The sequence below is a fragment of the Micromonospora sp. NPDC048842 genome, from assembly GCF_040649935.1.
Classification (GTDB): Bacteria; Actinomycetota; Actinomycetes; order Mycobacteriales; family Micromonosporaceae; genus Micromonospora; species Micromonospora hortensis.
This window is the reverse complement of record NZ_JBEZGK010000030.1, coordinates 1-14,526: the sequence shown is the minus strand read 5'-3', so window position 1 is coordinate 14,526 and position 14,526 is coordinate 1. Positions and strand designations below refer to the sequence as shown.

Annotated in this window: 17 protein-coding genes; 4 read left to right on the top strand and 13 right to left on the bottom strand. The window is 71.4% G+C overall.

The annotated features are described in order from the left end of the window. Window positions 1–6: 6 nt before the first annotated feature. The 6 genes from AB0C19_RS29145 to AB0C19_RS29120 all read right to left on the bottom strand — a co-directional run bounded on the left by AB0C19_RS29145 (window position 7) and on the right by AB0C19_RS29120 (window position 4,449). The gene (locus AB0C19_RS29145; RefSeq protein WP_357190456.1) at window positions 7–720 is read right to left on the bottom strand and encodes a uracil-DNA glycosylase; all 714 of its coding nucleotides are present in this window, start codon (window positions 718–720) and stop codon (window positions 7–9) included. A gap of 19 nt (window positions 721–739) precedes the next feature. Continuing rightward, on the bottom strand, window positions 740–1,426 hold the full coding sequence (locus AB0C19_RS29140; RefSeq protein ID WP_328650945.1) for a dienelactone hydrolase family protein: 687 nt from the start codon (window positions 1,424–1,426) through the stop codon (window positions 740–742). 200 nt (window positions 1,427–1,626) lie between these two features. Continuing rightward, window positions 1,627–2,247: a hypothetical protein gene (locus tag AB0C19_RS29135; RefSeq protein WP_357190454.1), complete on the bottom strand. Its 621-nt coding sequence runs from the start codon at window positions 2,245–2,247 to the stop codon at window positions 1,627–1,629. 129 nt (window positions 2,248–2,376) lie between these two features. After that, window positions 2,377–3,393, bottom strand: coding sequence for a hypothetical protein (locus tag AB0C19_RS29130; protein ID WP_357190452.1), 1,017 nt, complete (start codon window positions 3,391–3,393; stop codon window positions 2,377–2,379). Then, window positions 3,390–3,722, bottom strand: coding sequence for a PadR family transcriptional regulator (locus AB0C19_RS29125; RefSeq protein WP_238683163.1), 333 nt, complete (start codon window positions 3,720–3,722; stop codon window positions 3,390–3,392). The genes AB0C19_RS29130 and AB0C19_RS29125 overlap by 4 nt, the downstream gene beginning before the upstream one ends. A 382-nt stretch (window positions 3,723–4,104) precedes the next feature. After that, window positions 4,105–4,449 carry a hypothetical protein gene (locus AB0C19_RS29120; protein WP_357190450.1) on the bottom strand — a complete coding sequence of 115 codons (345 nt, stop codon included), beginning with the start codon at window positions 4,447–4,449 and terminating at the stop codon, window positions 4,105–4,107. Window positions 4,450–4,537: 88 nt separating this feature from the next. Here AB0C19_RS29120 and AB0C19_RS29115 point away from each other — a divergent pair, with 88 nt between their 5' ends. Then, window positions 4,538–4,729, top strand: coding sequence for a hypothetical protein (locus AB0C19_RS29115; RefSeq protein ID WP_357190448.1), 192 nt, complete (start codon window positions 4,538–4,540; stop codon window positions 4,727–4,729). Between the two features lie 117 nt (window positions 4,730–4,846). Here AB0C19_RS29115 and AB0C19_RS29110 read toward each other — a convergent pair whose 3' ends face one another. Together AB0C19_RS29110 and AB0C19_RS29105 are read right to left on the bottom strand one after the other, a co-directional pair. Beyond that, a complete protein-coding gene (locus AB0C19_RS29110) occupies window positions 4,847–5,791 on the bottom strand; it encodes a Ppx/GppA phosphatase family protein (protein WP_357190538.1) in 945 nt (314 codons plus the stop codon). A gap of 120 nt (window positions 5,792–5,911) precedes the next feature. Continuing rightward, complete coding sequence (locus tag AB0C19_RS29105; RefSeq protein ID WP_357190446.1) at window positions 5,912–6,919, bottom strand: helix-turn-helix transcriptional regulator; 1,008 nt, start codon at window positions 6,917–6,919, stop codon at window positions 5,912–5,914. 277 nt (window positions 6,920–7,196) lie between these two features. On the opposite strand from AB0C19_RS29105, the gene AB0C19_RS29100 reads away from it, so the two are divergent. Then, window positions 7,197–7,907 (top strand): PHB depolymerase family esterase, encoded by a 711-nt coding sequence (locus AB0C19_RS29100; protein WP_357190444.1) that lies wholly within the window; start codon window positions 7,197–7,199, stop codon window positions 7,905–7,907. A 1-nt stretch (window position 7,908) separates the two neighbouring features. Here the strand turns inward: AB0C19_RS29100 and AB0C19_RS29095 are convergent, their stop codons facing one another. Genes AB0C19_RS29095 through eno form a run of 4 tightly spaced genes read right to left on the bottom strand, consistent with a single transcriptional unit; the run spans window position 7,909 to window position 10,988 of the window. Beyond that, window positions 7,909–8,445 carry an amino-acid N-acetyltransferase gene (locus tag AB0C19_RS29095; protein WP_357190443.1) on the bottom strand — a complete coding sequence of 179 codons (537 nt, stop codon included), beginning with the start codon at window positions 8,443–8,445 and terminating at the stop codon, window positions 7,909–7,911. Further along, entirely contained in the window at window positions 8,442–8,999 is a 558-nt protein-coding gene (locus AB0C19_RS29090) for a DUF501 domain-containing protein (protein ID WP_091397196.1), read from the bottom strand. The genes AB0C19_RS29095 and AB0C19_RS29090 overlap by 4 nt, the downstream gene beginning before the upstream one ends. A 34-nt stretch (window positions 9,000–9,033) precedes the next feature. Continuing rightward, on the bottom strand, window positions 9,034–9,672 hold the full coding sequence (locus tag AB0C19_RS29085) for a septum formation initiator family protein (protein ID WP_357190441.1): 639 nt from the start codon (window positions 9,670–9,672) through the stop codon (window positions 9,034–9,036). Window positions 9,673–9,704: 32 nt separating this feature from the next. Then, window positions 9,705–10,988, bottom strand: a complete 1,284-nt coding sequence (eno, locus tag AB0C19_RS29080; protein WP_238683158.1) for a phosphopyruvate hydratase — start codon at window positions 10,986–10,988, stop codon at window positions 9,705–9,707. 213 nt (window positions 10,989–11,201) lie between these two features. On the opposite strand from eno, the gene AB0C19_RS29075 reads away from it, so the two are divergent. Beyond that, the gene (locus tag AB0C19_RS29075) at window positions 11,202–11,897 is read left to right on the top strand and encodes a hypothetical protein (RefSeq protein ID WP_357190439.1); all 696 of its coding nucleotides are present in this window, start codon (window positions 11,202–11,204) and stop codon (window positions 11,895–11,897) included. After that, a complete protein-coding gene (gene nudC / locus AB0C19_RS29070; protein ID WP_357190437.1) occupies window positions 11,894–12,763 on the top strand; it encodes an NAD(+) diphosphatase in 870 nt (289 codons plus the stop codon). The genes AB0C19_RS29075 and nudC overlap by 4 nt, the downstream gene beginning before the upstream one ends. Before the next feature lie 25 nt (window positions 12,764–12,788). Here the strand turns inward: nudC and AB0C19_RS29065 are convergent, their stop codons facing one another. Continuing rightward, a complete protein-coding gene (locus AB0C19_RS29065) occupies window positions 12,789–14,408 on the bottom strand; it encodes a DUF885 domain-containing protein (RefSeq protein ID WP_357190435.1) in 1,620 nt (539 codons plus the stop codon). Window positions 14,409–14,526 lie beyond the last annotated feature (118 nt).

Sequence of the window (14,526 nt, the reverse complement as noted above, 5' to 3'; positions counted from 1 at the left end):
GTCGTCTCAGTCCACTCCGGCCAGCTGTTTAGCCTGGCCGAAGACGTCGTCCAACATCCCTGGTGTCAACCGCCCGGTGAAGGTGTTCTGCTGACTGACGTGGTAGCAGCCGAGCAAGTCCGGGGCGTTCGTGCCGGACCAGTGTGCCCCATGACCGAACGCCGGTCGCGGGCTGGGCGGGCGCTGCCCGTACACGGCGCGGAGCACCGGCCACCACGCCGCCCAGGCGAACGCGCCCAGCGCGACCACGACCCGCAGCGTGGGCCGGATCAACGTGACCTCGCGGTGCAGCCAGGGTGCGCAGGTGTCCCGTTCCAGTGGGGTCGGCTTGTTGTCCGGAGGCGCACAACGGACGGCCGAGAAGATCCGCAGGTCGCGCAGTGTGAGCCCGTCGTCGGCGGCGACGCTGGTCGGCTGGTTGGCCAGCCCGGCCCGGTGCAGCGCGGCGAACAACACGTCACCCGACCGGTCACCGGTGAAGATCCGGCCGGTGCGGTTGCCACCGTGTGCGGCGGGCGCCAGCCCGAGGACGGCGATCCGGGCGTCACCGGTGCCGAGGCCCGGCACCGGCCGACCCCAGTACTCCTGGTCGCGGAAGGCGGCCCGGCGGGTGCGGGCGACCTCCTCCCGCCATTGGACCAGCCGCGGGCAGGCGAAACAGTCGCTCACCGCCGCGTCGAGGTCGGCCAGGTCGGCCGCCCGCGCTGCGCGGGCGACCACCTGTGCGGGGGTACGCGTCTCAGCCAAGCTTGGCCCGGAAGAGTTCCAGGGTGCGGGCCCAGGCGCTGGCGGCGGCGCGCTGGTCGAACGCCTCCGGCCGGTCGTCGTTGAAGAACGCGTGCGAGGTGCCCGGGTAGTCGTAGAGGTGGCAGTCGCCGCCGGCCTCCTCGATGGCTCGCCGGGCGGTCTGTACGCCGTCGGTGGCCGAGGTGCCGTCCTCTTCGGAGCAGTGGATGACCGCTGCCTTGCCGGCGTAGTCGGCCCAGTCGGGGCGCATCGACTCCCAGGGCAGCACGGGATAGAAGCCGGCGGTCGCGACGATCCGCTCGGAGATGGTGGCCGACCAGAGGGCCAGGCTGCCACCGGCGCAGAAGCCCACGGCACCGACCTTACCGGTGACCTCGGGCCGACCGGCGAGATAGTCGGCCGCTCCGGCGATGTCCTTCGCCGCCTCGTCCATCCTCATCGCCAGCAGGAGCCGCTGTGCCTCGTCCGGCTCGCTGGTCGTCTCACCGTGGTAGAAGTCCGGGGCGAGGGCGACGAAGCCGGCCTCGGCGAACCGGTCCGCCACCGACCGGATGTGCGGGACCAGACCCCACCATTCCTGGATGACGATGACGGCGGGGCTGGCCGTGCCGCTGGCGGGTATCGCGAGATACCCCTCGCTCGTGCCCCCGTTGCTGCGGTAGCTCACCATTTCGCCCATGGGCCGTCCTCCTAGCGGTCAGTCATCGTTGGCTGGTCGCCCAGTGGTCCTACGTGCCGGTAGCCTGCCACGCCACGCGGCCGTCGGGAAGACGCCGGAACAGTGGCATTCACCTCCTGTTCGCCCCCCGGTGACTCCGGGTACGCCGACGGCGGCGGGGTCTGCTCCCGCCGCCGTCGATGCCGAGCTAACCGCTGTGGTCAGACCTTCTTGGTGAGGCAGAGCACGTAGCCCGTCTTGCCCGGCTCGATGCTGGAGAAGATGTACCCCTCCTGGCCCTCCTTGAAGAACTGGGTGCAGGTGGTGTCGGCCTTGGCCTGCGCCTCGGTCTGGCCGTCCACCCGACCGACCACGTTGTACGCCGCGTCGGTGGAGGTGCACTCGACGACCTTGGCGCCGTCGACCTCCTCCTGCTCGGTGCCGGTGACCTCGGGCAGCTCGGCGATGCAGTCGCCGGTCTTGGCGGCTGCCGTCTCGTCCTTGTTGAAGTAGTTGCCGATCGCCGAGGCGACGCCGAACTTCAGGCCGGCGATGACGAGGACGACGACGATCGCACCGACGATGCCGATGGCCTTCTTCGCACCGGACTTCTCCGCCTTCGGCTCGGCCGCCGGCTGCGTCTCGGTGGCCGGCTGCGACTCGGCCTGCTGCGGCGCGGCCGCCTGCGGCGTCTCGGTGGCCGACTCCGACGCGGCCGCTTGCGGCGCCTCGGTGGCCGACTCCGGCTTGGCCTGCTGCGGCACGGCCGCCTGCGGCGTCTCGACGGCCGGCTCAGGGGTTGCGGCGTCGGGCGCGGTGGGCGGTGCGACCTGCTCTGGCACGGGGGTTCCTTCCGAGGGGTTGATGAGCAGACGACACCGTAACGATCATTGATTTCCGGTGCCGTCCCGCTCGCCTCGTCCGTTCAGCTATTTCCCAGCCGCACCCGCATGATCCAGTTCACACCCCGTTCAGCCGGTCGGGGTGGGGGTCGGTGTGCCGCTCGGTGTGGCGCTCGGGCCCGCCGTGGACTGACCGGTGGCAGTTGGCGTCGGCGTCGGCGTTCCGGTCAAGCCGGAGGTGCTGCTCGGGTCGGGCGTGGTCGTGGGTGGCGTCGGCAGGAGAGGCACTCCCGGGCCACGAGGCCCAAAGGGAGCCTGATCCGGGCAGTACGGGTACGGCCGCAGCAACGGCTGGCCATAGACGTCGAGCGGGCTCGGGCAGTCCGGGTGGTAGCCGAGCCGGATCGGATTGCCGTTCTGGTCGAAGAGCCGGGCGTTCTCCACCAGCCGGCCCTCCCCGTCGTAGACGAAGACGTCCCGGATGTGGCCGTACTGGCTGTCAACCGAAGTCTGGTCGTAGTAGTAGTCGTTGTCGCGCGCGTTCTCCGCGTCGACCAGCCCGGCGAGCGCGAAGACCACAAGCACCGCGCTGGCGACCTGAACGGCCGAGCGCGGCCAACGGGTCAGCTGGGCCGAACGGCGACCGATCCAGATGGAGGCGAGCACGAAGCCGATCAGCATGATCAGGCCGGCAAGTAGCTCGCCGCCGAGCCTCGGCAGCAGCCCGAAGTCGCCACCGGTGCTGATCACCGTGACCAGCATCGCCGCCAGATAGCCGCGCAGCACCCACCAGGCCGGGCGCAGCAGCCGGAGGAAGTCGCTGGCCGTCTCGTACCCCAGGGGTGGGCCGAGACGGGTGTCCATGGTGCGCAGCCGGCCGCGGACCCGGGCCATCGCGCTCGCCACCCGCTGGTCGAGGTTGCGCCCGCTGCCCGGCGCGGCGCCGGCTGCGGCGCGCAGCTCGGCGGCGTACGTCTCGGGCTCGCCCAACCGCTCGACCAGGGTGCCCTCGGCCTCGGCGGCTACCTCGGTGAGGTGGTCGGCGAGATCCTCGGTCAACTCGTCGCGTTGCCCGGGGGGCAGGTCGGCCAGAGCGGCCCGGACCCGCGCCACATAGTCGGTGATCTCCTGCTCCGCGACGGTCATGCCGCCATCCCCCGATCGTCGAGCAGACTGTCCATTGTGGTGGCGAACGAGCGCCAGAGCTTGCCGGAGCGGGTCAGCTGGTCGCGCCCCGCGACGTTGAGTGAGTAGTACTTGCGGTGCGGCCCGGATTCGCTCGGCACGACGTAGGTGGTGAGCAGGCCGGCGGCGAAGAGGCGGCGCAGCGTCCCGTAGACAGAGGCGTCACCGACCTCCTCCAGGCCGGCCTCGCGCAGCCGGCGCAGAATGTCGTAACCGTAACCGTCCTCCTCTCGGAGCACGGCCAGGACGGCCAGATCGAGCACGCCCTTCAACAACTGTGTGGTGTCCACGCATTGCACACTACTGCGTATTGCGAAGTAGCGTCAACGGATCGGTCCGACACGCCCGGGCCGGGCGCGAGCAGGGGCAACGGGCGCGAAGTACGGGGCATGGACACGCCTTGATCGTGCTCGATCCAGGATGCAGTGGCCTCGGCGTTCGAGGATGCCACTATTTCAACGATCGAGCGCGATCAAGGGGCGTGCGGCGAGATCAACGAGAGAAATCAGCGCAACATCAGGGATGTTGCTGCCTCCCGCGCTCCGCAGGCCGCAACACCAGGGAAGTTGCTCGGATCTTGGCACGGGGCACGGGGACGGCGATCGATTCGTTCTCAGAAAGTCGGGACAGCAGGGCTGCCCGAAAATCCCGATGACGATGAAGACGAGTTGATCACTCGCCCCGCGAGGGCCATTCCAGGCGTTCCGAGCCGATCGAATCGTGAGCACGCCCCTTGGCGGTCCAGCCCACGAACCTGGCGAACAGGTCGGCCGGGGACAGGGCGGGGTTCGGATTGAGCTTGATCAGATCTTTGGTGGCCTCGAGAAGCAGGCCAGCCATGTAGATGCTCAGACCAACCCGGTCCCGTCGATACTCCAACACCAGCAACAGTCGCGCGGGCTGGCAGGGCCAAGGGGCAGCACACACCCGGCACAGCCACAGCGGCCGCATGGGCAGATGCGGCCGTACCGCCCGACGCTGGCGCTCATGAGCTGGGGGAACGTTCGACGCCGACATCCCCCTATCGTGCTACCGCCGTTGCCGATCGTCAACCTCGATCGCTGTTAACGGTCGTCGAACAATCGACGCTACCTACCGTCAACCCATGGGCGAGTTCGTGGGGATCGCTGAAATACGAGACATGCTCGGCGGAGTGTCCCGCGCCCGGGCTTCCGTAGTTGCGTCCCGGCGCGATTTCCCGGCCCCACATCAGGTGTTGCGGATGGGCCAGATCTGGCGGCGCACCGACGTCGAAGAGTGGATCCGGCAGCACCGGCCTGACCTGCCGACGGACTGAAGCGAAGCCCACCCGGGCCGGGATCGGCCGAGATCGACTCGGTTTTCAGGAAGTCGGGGCATCCGAGGCGCTCGGACACCGCGGTTTCAATGAAGGCGAGTTGATCAAGCGCTCTCGCTAGCGCGCCGTGGCCGGCTGGAGACTCCAGGCGATGCCGTCGAGGATGTCGTGCTCCGAGGCGACCACCGACGGCATCCCGGCCCGCTCCATGATCACGCGAAGCACCAGCGCACCAGCGCCGATCACGTCGGCGCGGCCCGGGTGCATCACCGGGTTCGACAACCGCTGCGCACGGGTCTGACCCAGCAGCTCGGCTGTCACCCGGGCGACCTCCTCGTACGACACCCGGGCGTGGTGGATGCGCCCCGGGTCGTACTCCCGCAGGCCCTGCGCGAGGGCGACCACAGTGGTGACCGACCCGGCGAGGCCGACCAGGGTGGCCGCCTCGCGACCGGGCACCACGGCGAGCGCCCGGTCCACCACCGCGGCGATGTCGGCCTGCGCTGCCGCGACCTGCTCGGCCGTCGGTGGGTCACCGGGCAGGTGCCGCTCGGTCATCCGGACGCAGCCGATGTCCACCGAGATCGCCGACCGCACCCCGGCTGCCCGGTCACCGACCACGAACTCGGTGGAACCACCACCGATGTCGACGACCAGGAACGGCTCCTTCGCGTCGGCTGGCAGCCCGCGCACCGCGCCGGTGAACGACAGCCGGGCCTCCTCGTCGCCGCTGACCACCTCGGGCGCGACACCGAGGGTGGCCCGCACCATCTCGGTGAAGTCGGCGGCGTTTGCGGCATCGCGGGAGGCCGAGGTGGCACACATCCGCACCCGCTGCGCGCCCAGCTTCTCAATGTCTGCGGCGTACGACGCCAACGCCACCCTGGTCCGCTCGATCGCCTCCGGCGCCAGTCGGCCGGTGCGGTCCACACCTTGCCCCAACCGGACGATCTCCATCCGCCGGGTCAGGTCGACCAGCGGCGCCTGCGGCCCGGCCGAGGCGTCGGGCAGGTCGGCGACCAGCAGCCGGATCGAGTTGGTCCCGCAGTCGATGGCCGCCACACGCGTCGTCACCCCGCCACCCTACGACAGCGCACCGGCGGTGCCCGCCTGGTGGGCCGAGCAGGCAGCAGCCAGCCTGGCGGGCCCGGTCGCCCTACTGAGCCCGATGACTAACAGGCATCAAGATGACTCAGGGGCATCACGCTCAACAGGACGACCGGCACCCAACAGCTCCGCGCCGAGCACGGTCAGCCGATGTCGGACGGCCCCGCCCTCCCGCTCACTGGCCACCAGACCGGCGGCCCGCAGGGCGGTGGCGTGCTCCGAGGCCGAGGAGAGACTGACCCCGGAGGCCCGGGACAACAGGGTGGTGGTCAACCCGCCGTCGGTCGCCAGTCGGCGCAGCACCAGCGCCCGGGTGACGCCGAGCAGCCGACCGAGGGCATCGTCGTCGGCGGGAGCGCCTCGCGCGGGCATGACCACCGGGTAGACGAGCAGGATCGGGTAACCCTGCTCGACAAGCACCCGGGGCCGCGGCCCGGCCAACGGGGAGGGCAGCAGGATGATCCCGTGGCCGGTGCCGGGCAGATCGCCGTCCCACCACGTCCGTATCTCCAGCACCGGCTCCCGCCACCGGATCCCCGGGTGCAGACCGGCGAAGAGGCTGGCCAGGCCATGCTGCGCCAGCCGCTGGCTGGCAGACGCCACCTGCTGACGGTACGCGGACACCAGCTCGGCCCAGTGCGGTTCGAGCACCGCGTCGAACCAGGTCCGCACAGCCCCGCCGAACAGGTCCAGCACCTCCGGGTCGGCCGCCGCGAACCGCCGCCGCAGCGGGCTGGCCGACGTGTCCGCGTACGCCAGGGTGACCTCGGCGCGGACCCGCCGCGCCGGAGTCGCCAGGATCGCCTCCAGCCCGGCCTCCACCGACTCCAGGCCGTCGAAGGGAGTGACGAAGTCCGGCAGACGTCCACGGTCGGGCAGCAGATGCCGGAGGACCGCTGTGGCCGCCTGGGCGGCAGCCGTGCCCTCGGCCGCCGCCACCCGCTCGGCCAGGGTCGGCGCCATCGCCGCGACAGTGGGATCGCGCAGCCACTGACCAGCCAGCAGCGCGATCCCGACCGGATGCAGCCGATCGGCGAACCGCACACGGCACAGGTCGGCCGACCCGAGCTGGAGGCGAAGCATGGCAACAGCCTGCCTGCCTTCGCCCAGGACCGAAAGGGTTGATTCGCCGCTGAATGATCTCCAGTGTGGACCGCGGGGTCGACGGGGGGTGGCCGGCGTGCGGCGAACAGTGGCGGTGTTGACGGGGCTCTGCCTCATGGTCGTTGCCGCAGCTTGTGGTGAGCGGGGGCAACCCTCGTCGGCCCCACCGGCCAAACCGTCCGCGTCGAGCGAACGGCCGGCGGCCGGTGACCACCAGCTCACCCTCCACCACAACGGACTCGACCGCACTTACCTCTTGCACGCGCCACCGGGCTACGACCCGGGCAGATCCTCCGCGCTGGTCATCGCGCTGCACTTCTATCCCGGCCTCGGAACCTCGATGCGGGAGCTGGCGGGCCTGGACGCCAAGGCCGACAAGGACAACGTGCTGGTCGCCTACCCCAACGGGCAGGGCGGCGGCTTCAACGCGCTGATCTGCTGCGGCAGCGAGGACGACGTCGGCTTCCTCAACGCCCTCACCGACCATCTGGTGCAGACCTGGCACGCGGACCCGAACCGGGTGTTCCTCACCGGCATCTCGAACGGCGGCGACATGAGCTTCCGGGCAGCGGTGGAGAGCACTGGCACGTTCGCAGCGATCGGGGTGGTCAGCGGTGGCTACAGCGGAAACTTGACCACCGCCGACAGTTACGTGCCGAAGAGCCCGGTCTCCGTGATCACCTTCATCGGCGGCCAGGACCGCTACGCCTCGAGCTTCCAGGCCGGCATGCGGACCTGGCAGCAGCGGCTCAACTGCCGGCCGAGCCCGAAGGCGTCCAGGGTGCCGGGTGTGACGCACACGGTGGCGGGGTGCGCGGACGGCAGCGAGGTCAGCGTCTACACGATCGCCGACATGGGCCACAGTTGGCCGGGAGCGACAAGGGGCCAACTCGCCGCCTCCTCCGCGGGGCTGTCCGCCACCGACCTGATGTGGGAGTTCTTCGCCGCCCACCCCCGCAAGGCCTGACCTACAGGCGCAGCAGCATCCGGCTGTTGCCGAGCGTGTTCGGCTTGACCCGCTCCAGGTCCAGGAACTCCGCGACACCCTCGTCGTACGAGCGCAGCAGCTGCTCGTAGACCGGCTGCGGCACCGGCGCGCCGTCGATCTCGCGGAAACCGAACGAGGCGAAGAACCGGGTCTCGAAGGTGAGCACGAAGATCCGCGCCACGCCCAACTCCCGGGCCGCGTCGATCAGTTCACCAACCAGCCGGTGACCGATGCGCTGGCCCCGGCAGGACGGGTCCACCGCCACCGTGCGGATCTCGGCCAGGTCCTCCCACATGACGTGCAGCGCGCCGCAACCCACCACCGCGCCGTCGGCGGGGCGGGCCGCCACCCGGAACTCCTGCACCTGCTCGTAGAGGGTGACTGTCGCCTTGCTCAACAGCCGCCGGTCATTGGTGTAGGTGTCGACGAGCCGTCGGATGCCCCGGACGTCCCCGGTGCGGGCCCGCCGTACGAGAATCTGACTCTCGGGTGCCTCGGACCCGGCCGGCGTGCTCATTCGGCCGCCGGCACGTCCACGCACGGCCCCGCCGACCACCAGGGCTCGACCAGGCCCAACGTCTCGTCGCCGAACGGGTTCACCCCGGGGCCCGCGCCCAGCGCGTGGCCCAGGTGCACGTGCAGGCACTTCACCCGGCCCGGCATTCCACCGGCCGAGATGCCGGCGATCTCCGGCACCTCGCCGATCGCCTCCCGGCGGGTGAGGTAGTCCTCGTGCGCGGCACGGTAGTGGGCGGCCAACTCCGGATCCGTCGTCAGCCGGTCCGCCATCTCCTTCATCAGCCCCGCCGACTCCAGTCGGCTGCACGCCGCTGTGGCCCGGGGGCAGGTCAGGTAGTAGAGCGTCGGGAACGGGGTGCCGTCGGCGAGGCGGGGAGTCGTCTCCACCACGTCGGGAAGGCCACACGGGCACCGGTGGGCCACCGCCCGGGTGCCCCGGGGCGTCCGGCCGAGCTGCGCGGCCACCGCGGCCAGGTCGGCCTCGGTAGCCGGCTCGCGCTGCGGCAGGGGAACGGAATCCGCCGCCGGCTCCGACGGTGGTACGACAGTCACGGTGCCCATCTCTCCTGGTGTGCTGGTCGGTGGATCACTGGCCCGGCTGCTGGCTGTCCGCCGCCCGCACGCTCGACCAGAGGGTGTCGTACCAGGTCGACGGCCCCGCCGGGGCGGCCGAACCGGCCGACTTCCCGGCGTCCCGGGCGGCGCCCTCCGGGTCGTGCAGCACCACCATCATCTTCTCGCCCGGCTCGCCCATGAAGAAGCGCTCCCGAGCCTGCGTCTTGATGTACTCGTCGTCTTTCCAGTTGGCGGCCTCGGCGGCGAGCTTCGCGATCTCCCGCTCCTGCACCGCCTGGGCCGCCTCCATCCGCTCGATGTCGGCCTGCTGGTCCAGGTAGACCCGGACCGGATAGGTGTAGGCCAGAGCGAGCGCGATCAGGACCGCGAACAGCACTGTGGCCCGGCCGGTGAAGCGACGGGGGTGGGGTGCGGCGAGCCGCTTCACGACACCAGCGGCAGCGGTACGCCGAGCGGCGGCGGGACGATTCGCGGAGCGCACGCCTTCCGCGCCGCGGGCAGCACCCGGCGCGCGACCGGCGGCGCGCGGCTCGGCGCGCACGCCGGCCTCGCGGACCGATCCCCGCGTGGCGCGCCCACCGCCCGGCCGGCCGGACTGACCCGGCCGGCGGGCGGGACGCTGACCACCCGGTGTGCGGCGCTGCTGCATCGTCACACCCCTCCCCCGAGGCTTCGTGCGTCTCAGGCCGAACGGTAGCGCGGGAACGCGCCAGCGCCGGCGTAGCGCGCCGCGTCGGCCAGCTCCTCCTCGATCCGGAGCAGCTGGTTGTACTTGGCGACACGGTCCGAGCGGGCCGGGGCGCCGGTCTTGATCTGGCCGCAGCCGGTGGCCACCGCCAGGTCGGCGATGGTGGTGTCCTCGGTCTCGCCGGAGCGGTGGCTCATCATGCACTTGAAGCCGGCCCGGTGGGCCAGGTCCACGGCGTCCAGGGTCTCGGTCAGCGAGCCGATCTGGTTGACCTTGACGAGAACCGCGTTCGCCGACTTCTCCGCGATGCCGCGGGCGATGCGCTGCGGGTTGGTCACGAACAGGTCGTCACCGACGATCTGCACCCGGTCGCCGATCGAGGCGGTCAGCGTCTGCCAGCCACTCCAGTCGTCCTCGGCCAGCGGGTCCTCGATCGACACGATCGGGTACTCGTCGGCCAGCTTCGTGTAGTAGGTGCTCATATCCTCGGCGGACTTCGCGGCACCCTCGAACGTGTAGGTGCCGTTGTCGAAGAACTCGGTGGCCGCCACGTCGAGCGCGAACACGATGTCGGTGCCGAGCCGGTAACCGGCCTTCTCGACAGCCTCGGCGATCAGGTCCAGGGCCGCCGCGTTCGTCGGCAGGTTCGGCGCGAAGCCACCCTCGTCGCCGAGCCCGGTGGAGAGGCCCTTCTTCTTCAGCACCGACTTCAGCGCGTGGTAGACCTCCGCGCCCGAGCGCAGCGCCTCACGGAAGGTGGGCGCGCCGATCGGCGCGATCATGAACTCCTGGATGTCGACGTTCGAGTCGGCGTGCGCGCCACCGTTGAGGATGTTCATCATCGGCACGGGCAGGAGGTGCGCGTTCGGGCCGCCCAGGTAGCGGAAGAGGCTCAGCTCGGCGCTGCCGGCAGCGGCCTTCGCCACCGCCAGGGAGACCCCGAGGATGGCGTTCGCGCCCAGCTCCGACTTGCTCTCCGTGCCGTCGATGTCGAGCATCTTCTGGTCGATCAGCCGCTGCTCGCTGGCCTCGTACCCGATGATCTGGTCGACGATCTTGTCTTCGACGTTGGAGACCGCCTTCTCCACGCCCTTGCCCTGGTAGCGGTCGGCGTCACCGTCGCGCAGCTCGATCGCCTCGAAGGCGCCGGTGGAGGCGCCGGAGGGCACGGCGGCGCGGGCTACCGTGCCGTCGTCCAGACCGACCTCGACCTCGACCGTCGGGTTGCCCCGCGAGTCGAGAATCTCCCGGGCGACGATTCCCTCGATGGTTGCCACTAAGTCGCTCCTCGTTGTTGTGATCCGGTCCGTGGGTGGGCCGCGACGGTGCGGCTGAGGCAGGTGTTGAACGCAGCGTATCGGGCGACGCGAACGGGCACGGCGTCGCCCGCGCACCCGGGTCACCCCGCGTTGACGGACATTCCCGGATTTCCGGGCGTCAACCGGCAACGGGTTTGCGCTGCGCGGACCAGATCCACCAGGCTGGTCGCCATGCCCGCCGCCTCGACCACCCTCCGCATGCTCGCCGTGTCGGTCATCGCGTCGCTCACGGTCACCGGCTGTCAGACATTCGAGGACGCCGGAGTCGCCATGGGCCGCTCGGAACTCGTCAACGACCTCGCCGCCCGGCTCGATCGGGCACTGGAGTTGACCTACTCGGCCGACTACCAGTTGCCCGGCGGCCAACGCGCCGCGATCGTGCAGGCGCAGGACCCGGCGCGATCCACGTACACCTATCCGGGCGGGCAACTCACAGTCACCCCGGAGGCCATCACCCGGTGCACGACGACCGCCGCGCGCCCGCAGTGCACGCTGATCACCCCGCCCACCCCGGGCAGCAAGCCCACGGTGACGCTGTTCGGCGAGGCCAACCAGCAGGGCCTCGTCACGCCGCCAGTGGTGGTCGGGCTGCTCACCGCCGCAGCGCTCGACCCACAGGCGGTGATCAAGCAGAGTGACACCACAGTCGCCGGGCGCCACGCCGCCTGCGTCGTGGTCGAGAGCTCGTCGTCCGGCGACTTCACCGCCTGCGTGACCACCGAGGGCGTGCTCGGCAGCTTCACCGGACCGGTCGACGGCAAGCCGATGGAGCTGGCGCTGAGCAACTACTCCGCTGCCGTCGACGAGGGCGCGTTCGAACCGCCCGCCGGCGCCGACGTCGTCGACCGCCGCCCCGGCGGCTCGTGACCGATCCACCTGTCGAGCCCAGAACCGTCACGCCGCCCGGCGGGTTCCTGCCGGGGGCCGACCGGAGCCGGCCTCCCGGCCCCGGCGACCTGGCCCTGCCGGTGACCGGCGCGAAGCTGCTGACCGGCGTCGACGGCCGCCCCCTCCGCGTCGCCGACCTGCCCGCCGACACCGACTGGGTGCCGCTGGGCACGCTCGACGGAGTGCCCGCCTGGGGCGCCGACCTGACCACCACCGCCAACGACCTTGCCGGCCGGGCGCGCGGCTGGGCGTCACTCGCCGCCGAGGTGCCGGAGCCGCACGCCACGCTCGCCGGCCGCGCGCTGGCGGTGCTGACCTGGCGGCGTACCCACAGGTGGTGCGGCGCCTGCCGAGCGGAGCTGACCGACCGACCCAGCGAGACCGCCCGACAGTGCCCCGACTGCGGCCTGTACGTGCCGATGCAGCTCTCCGCCGCCGTACTGGTGGCGATCACCCGGCCCGGTCCGCCCGGACACGTTGACGAGCTGCTGCTGGTCCGGCACGCCACCGGGCCGACCGGGCTGTGGGCGCTGGTGGCCGGCTTCGTCGAGGCCGGCGAGACACTCGAGGCGGCGGTACGCCGGGAGGTCGGTGAGGAGGTCGGGCTGCCCGTCGACGGGCTGGCCTACTTTGGCAGCCAACCGTGGGCGATCTCCGGCCCGGGGGTGCTGCTCGCCGGCTTCACCGCCCGTGCCGCCGACCCGCAGGCCGACCCGGTGGTCGACGGGCGGGAGCTGACCGAGGCTCAGTGGTTCGGCCTGGATGCGCTGCCGGCGCAACTGCCGCCCGCGTACTCCATCTCTCGCTGGCTCATCGACGCGACGGTGACCGCCGGGCGGCGCTGAAACCCGCGCGGCCCGGCGTTTCTCCTCAGAGACCGAGCAGGGTGCGCAGGTGGCGCGGGGGCGGGCAGTCGTGGGCGAGCATCGCGTCGTGCCAGTCGCGGACCGACACCCCGTCCGGGCGGGCGGCGCCGATCTCGGCCACCTCGCTGTATCCGACGAAGTAGGTGGAGAGCTGGGTGGAGGTCAGTTGGGCGCGCCGCCACTTGCCGGCCGCCTCGCCCTCCTCCTGGAAGCCGCGCCCGGTCATCAACGCCATCGCCTCGGCCTCGGGCAGGTCCTCGGCGTGCACCAACTGGTCGAGCAGCGCGTTGATGGTCATCCGCAGTTGCATCTTGAGCTGCTGCAACCGCACCGGCAGACCACCGAAGCCGAGCCCCGTCATCACCTCCTCCGCGTAGACCGCCCAGCCCTCGATGAACGGGCCGGACTCGGCCAACGCGCGAACCCGCGTGCCGCCGACGTAGCGGCGGGCGTGGGCGAGCTGGAGGAAGTGCCCCGGCATCGCCTCGTGCACAGTCAGGTTGCGGATCATGTGGTCGTTGTATTCGCGGTAGAACGACTCGACCCGCTGCGCCGACCAGTCCGACGGGGTGGGCGCGATGCAGTAGAAAGTCGGCACGACTGCGGTCTCCAGCGGGCCGGGCGCGTCGCAGTACGCTACGGCGACCCCCCTGGCGAACTCCGGCATCTCCTGGATCACACACCGGTCGTCGACCACTGTGACCAGGTCGTGTGCGCGGACGAAGTCGGTCGCCTCGTCCAGAGTCACCCCGGCCAGCTCGACGATCGTCGCGTCGTTCGGGTGCTCGGCGGCGAGCAGGTCCAACGCCCGGCGTACCGTCGCGTCGTCGGCCGGGCCACCGACCAGCTCGACGGCGGCCTCGCGGATCTCCGCGGTGACCCGGTCCAGGTTGGCCCAGGCGCGACGCTGGATCTCGGCGGCGCCCAACTCGGTGTCGAGGGTGTGCCAGAGCCGGGCCTCCCAGCGGCGCCGGCCCAGTCGTGGGTCACGGCCGGGGCCGGCATCGGCGGCCAGGCCGGTGCGCAGCCAGGCGACGAACTCGTCCAGCGCGGCGATCGCGGCGGTGGCCGCCGGCTCGACGCGGTCGAGGTGGCCCGGCGCCTGGGCGAGCAACGCCGGCAGCTCGTCGCGGATCAGCGCTGCCGTGCCGGTGAACTGCCCGACCGCCGTCTCCGCGTGGATGCGCGGCATGTCCCGCAGCGTCGCGCGGGCGGTGGCGAGGGCGTCCGGTACGGCGGCGAGCCGGCCGGCGAGTTGGGTCAGCCGCACTTCTGCGGGGGCGTACGGGCGGGCCAGCAGCGGGTGCAGCAGCGGGCCGGGGTTGTGCCGCAGCGGATCCCACTCGTGCGAGCGGATCTCGGTCAGCTCGAACAGCTCCCGGTCCACGAATGAGGTGAGCAGCGCGTGGTCGACCTGCTCGTCCACGTCGAGCGAGTCCGGGTCCAGTTCGGACAGTGCGTTGGCCGCGTCGGAGAGCATCGCCCGATCGGCGGTCAGCCCGTCGACTGACAGGTCCGGCAGCCGGTCGTCGAATCGGTGGTCACCCGCCGCGGTGGCAACCCCCGGCCGCGACTCCAGTAGAGCCTCGACAACCCGCTCAGCCAACACCCCAAACGCTTCCACCGCACCACCCTACCGACCCCTCCGTTCCCGGCCGCCGGTTCCGCTCACCGCCCCCCCCCCCCCCCCCCCCCCCCCGGCCCCCCCCCCCCCCCCCCGCCGCCCCGCCCCCCCCCGCCCC

What these genes read in the sequence shown, in the direction of transcription:
- AB0C19_RS29095 (WP_357190443.1), bottom strand. Translation starts at nt 8,445, where the DNA reads ATGAGCACGCCGGCCGGGTCCGAGGCACCCGAGAGTCAGATTCTCGTA.
- AB0C19_RS29085 (WP_357190441.1), bottom strand. Translation starts at nt 9,672, where the DNA reads ATGCAGCAGCGCCGCACACCGGGTGGTCAGCGTCCCGCCCGCCGGCCG.
- AB0C19_RS29130 (WP_357190452.1), bottom strand. Translation starts at nt 3,393, where the DNA reads ATGACCGTCGCGGAGCAGGAGATCACCGACTATGTGGCGCGGGTCCGG.
- AB0C19_RS29075 (WP_357190439.1), top strand. Translation starts at nt 11,202, where the DNA reads ATGCCCGCCGCCTCGACCACCCTCCGCATGCTCGCCGTGTCGGTCATC.
- AB0C19_RS29105 (WP_357190446.1), bottom strand. Translation starts at nt 6,919, where the DNA reads ATGCTTCGCCTCCAGCTCGGGTCGGCCGACCTGTGCCGTGTGCGGTTC.
- AB0C19_RS29120 (WP_357190450.1), bottom strand. Translation starts at nt 4,449, where the DNA reads ATGTCGGCGTCGAACGTTCCCCCAGCTCATGAGCGCCAGCGTCGGGCG.
- AB0C19_RS29140 (WP_328650945.1), bottom strand. Translation starts at nt 1,426, where the DNA reads ATGGGCGAAATGGTGAGCTACCGCAGCAACGGGGGCACGAGCGAGGGG.
- AB0C19_RS29115 (WP_357190448.1), top strand. Translation starts at nt 4,538, where the DNA reads ATGGGCGAGTTCGTGGGGATCGCTGAAATACGAGACATGCTCGGCGGA.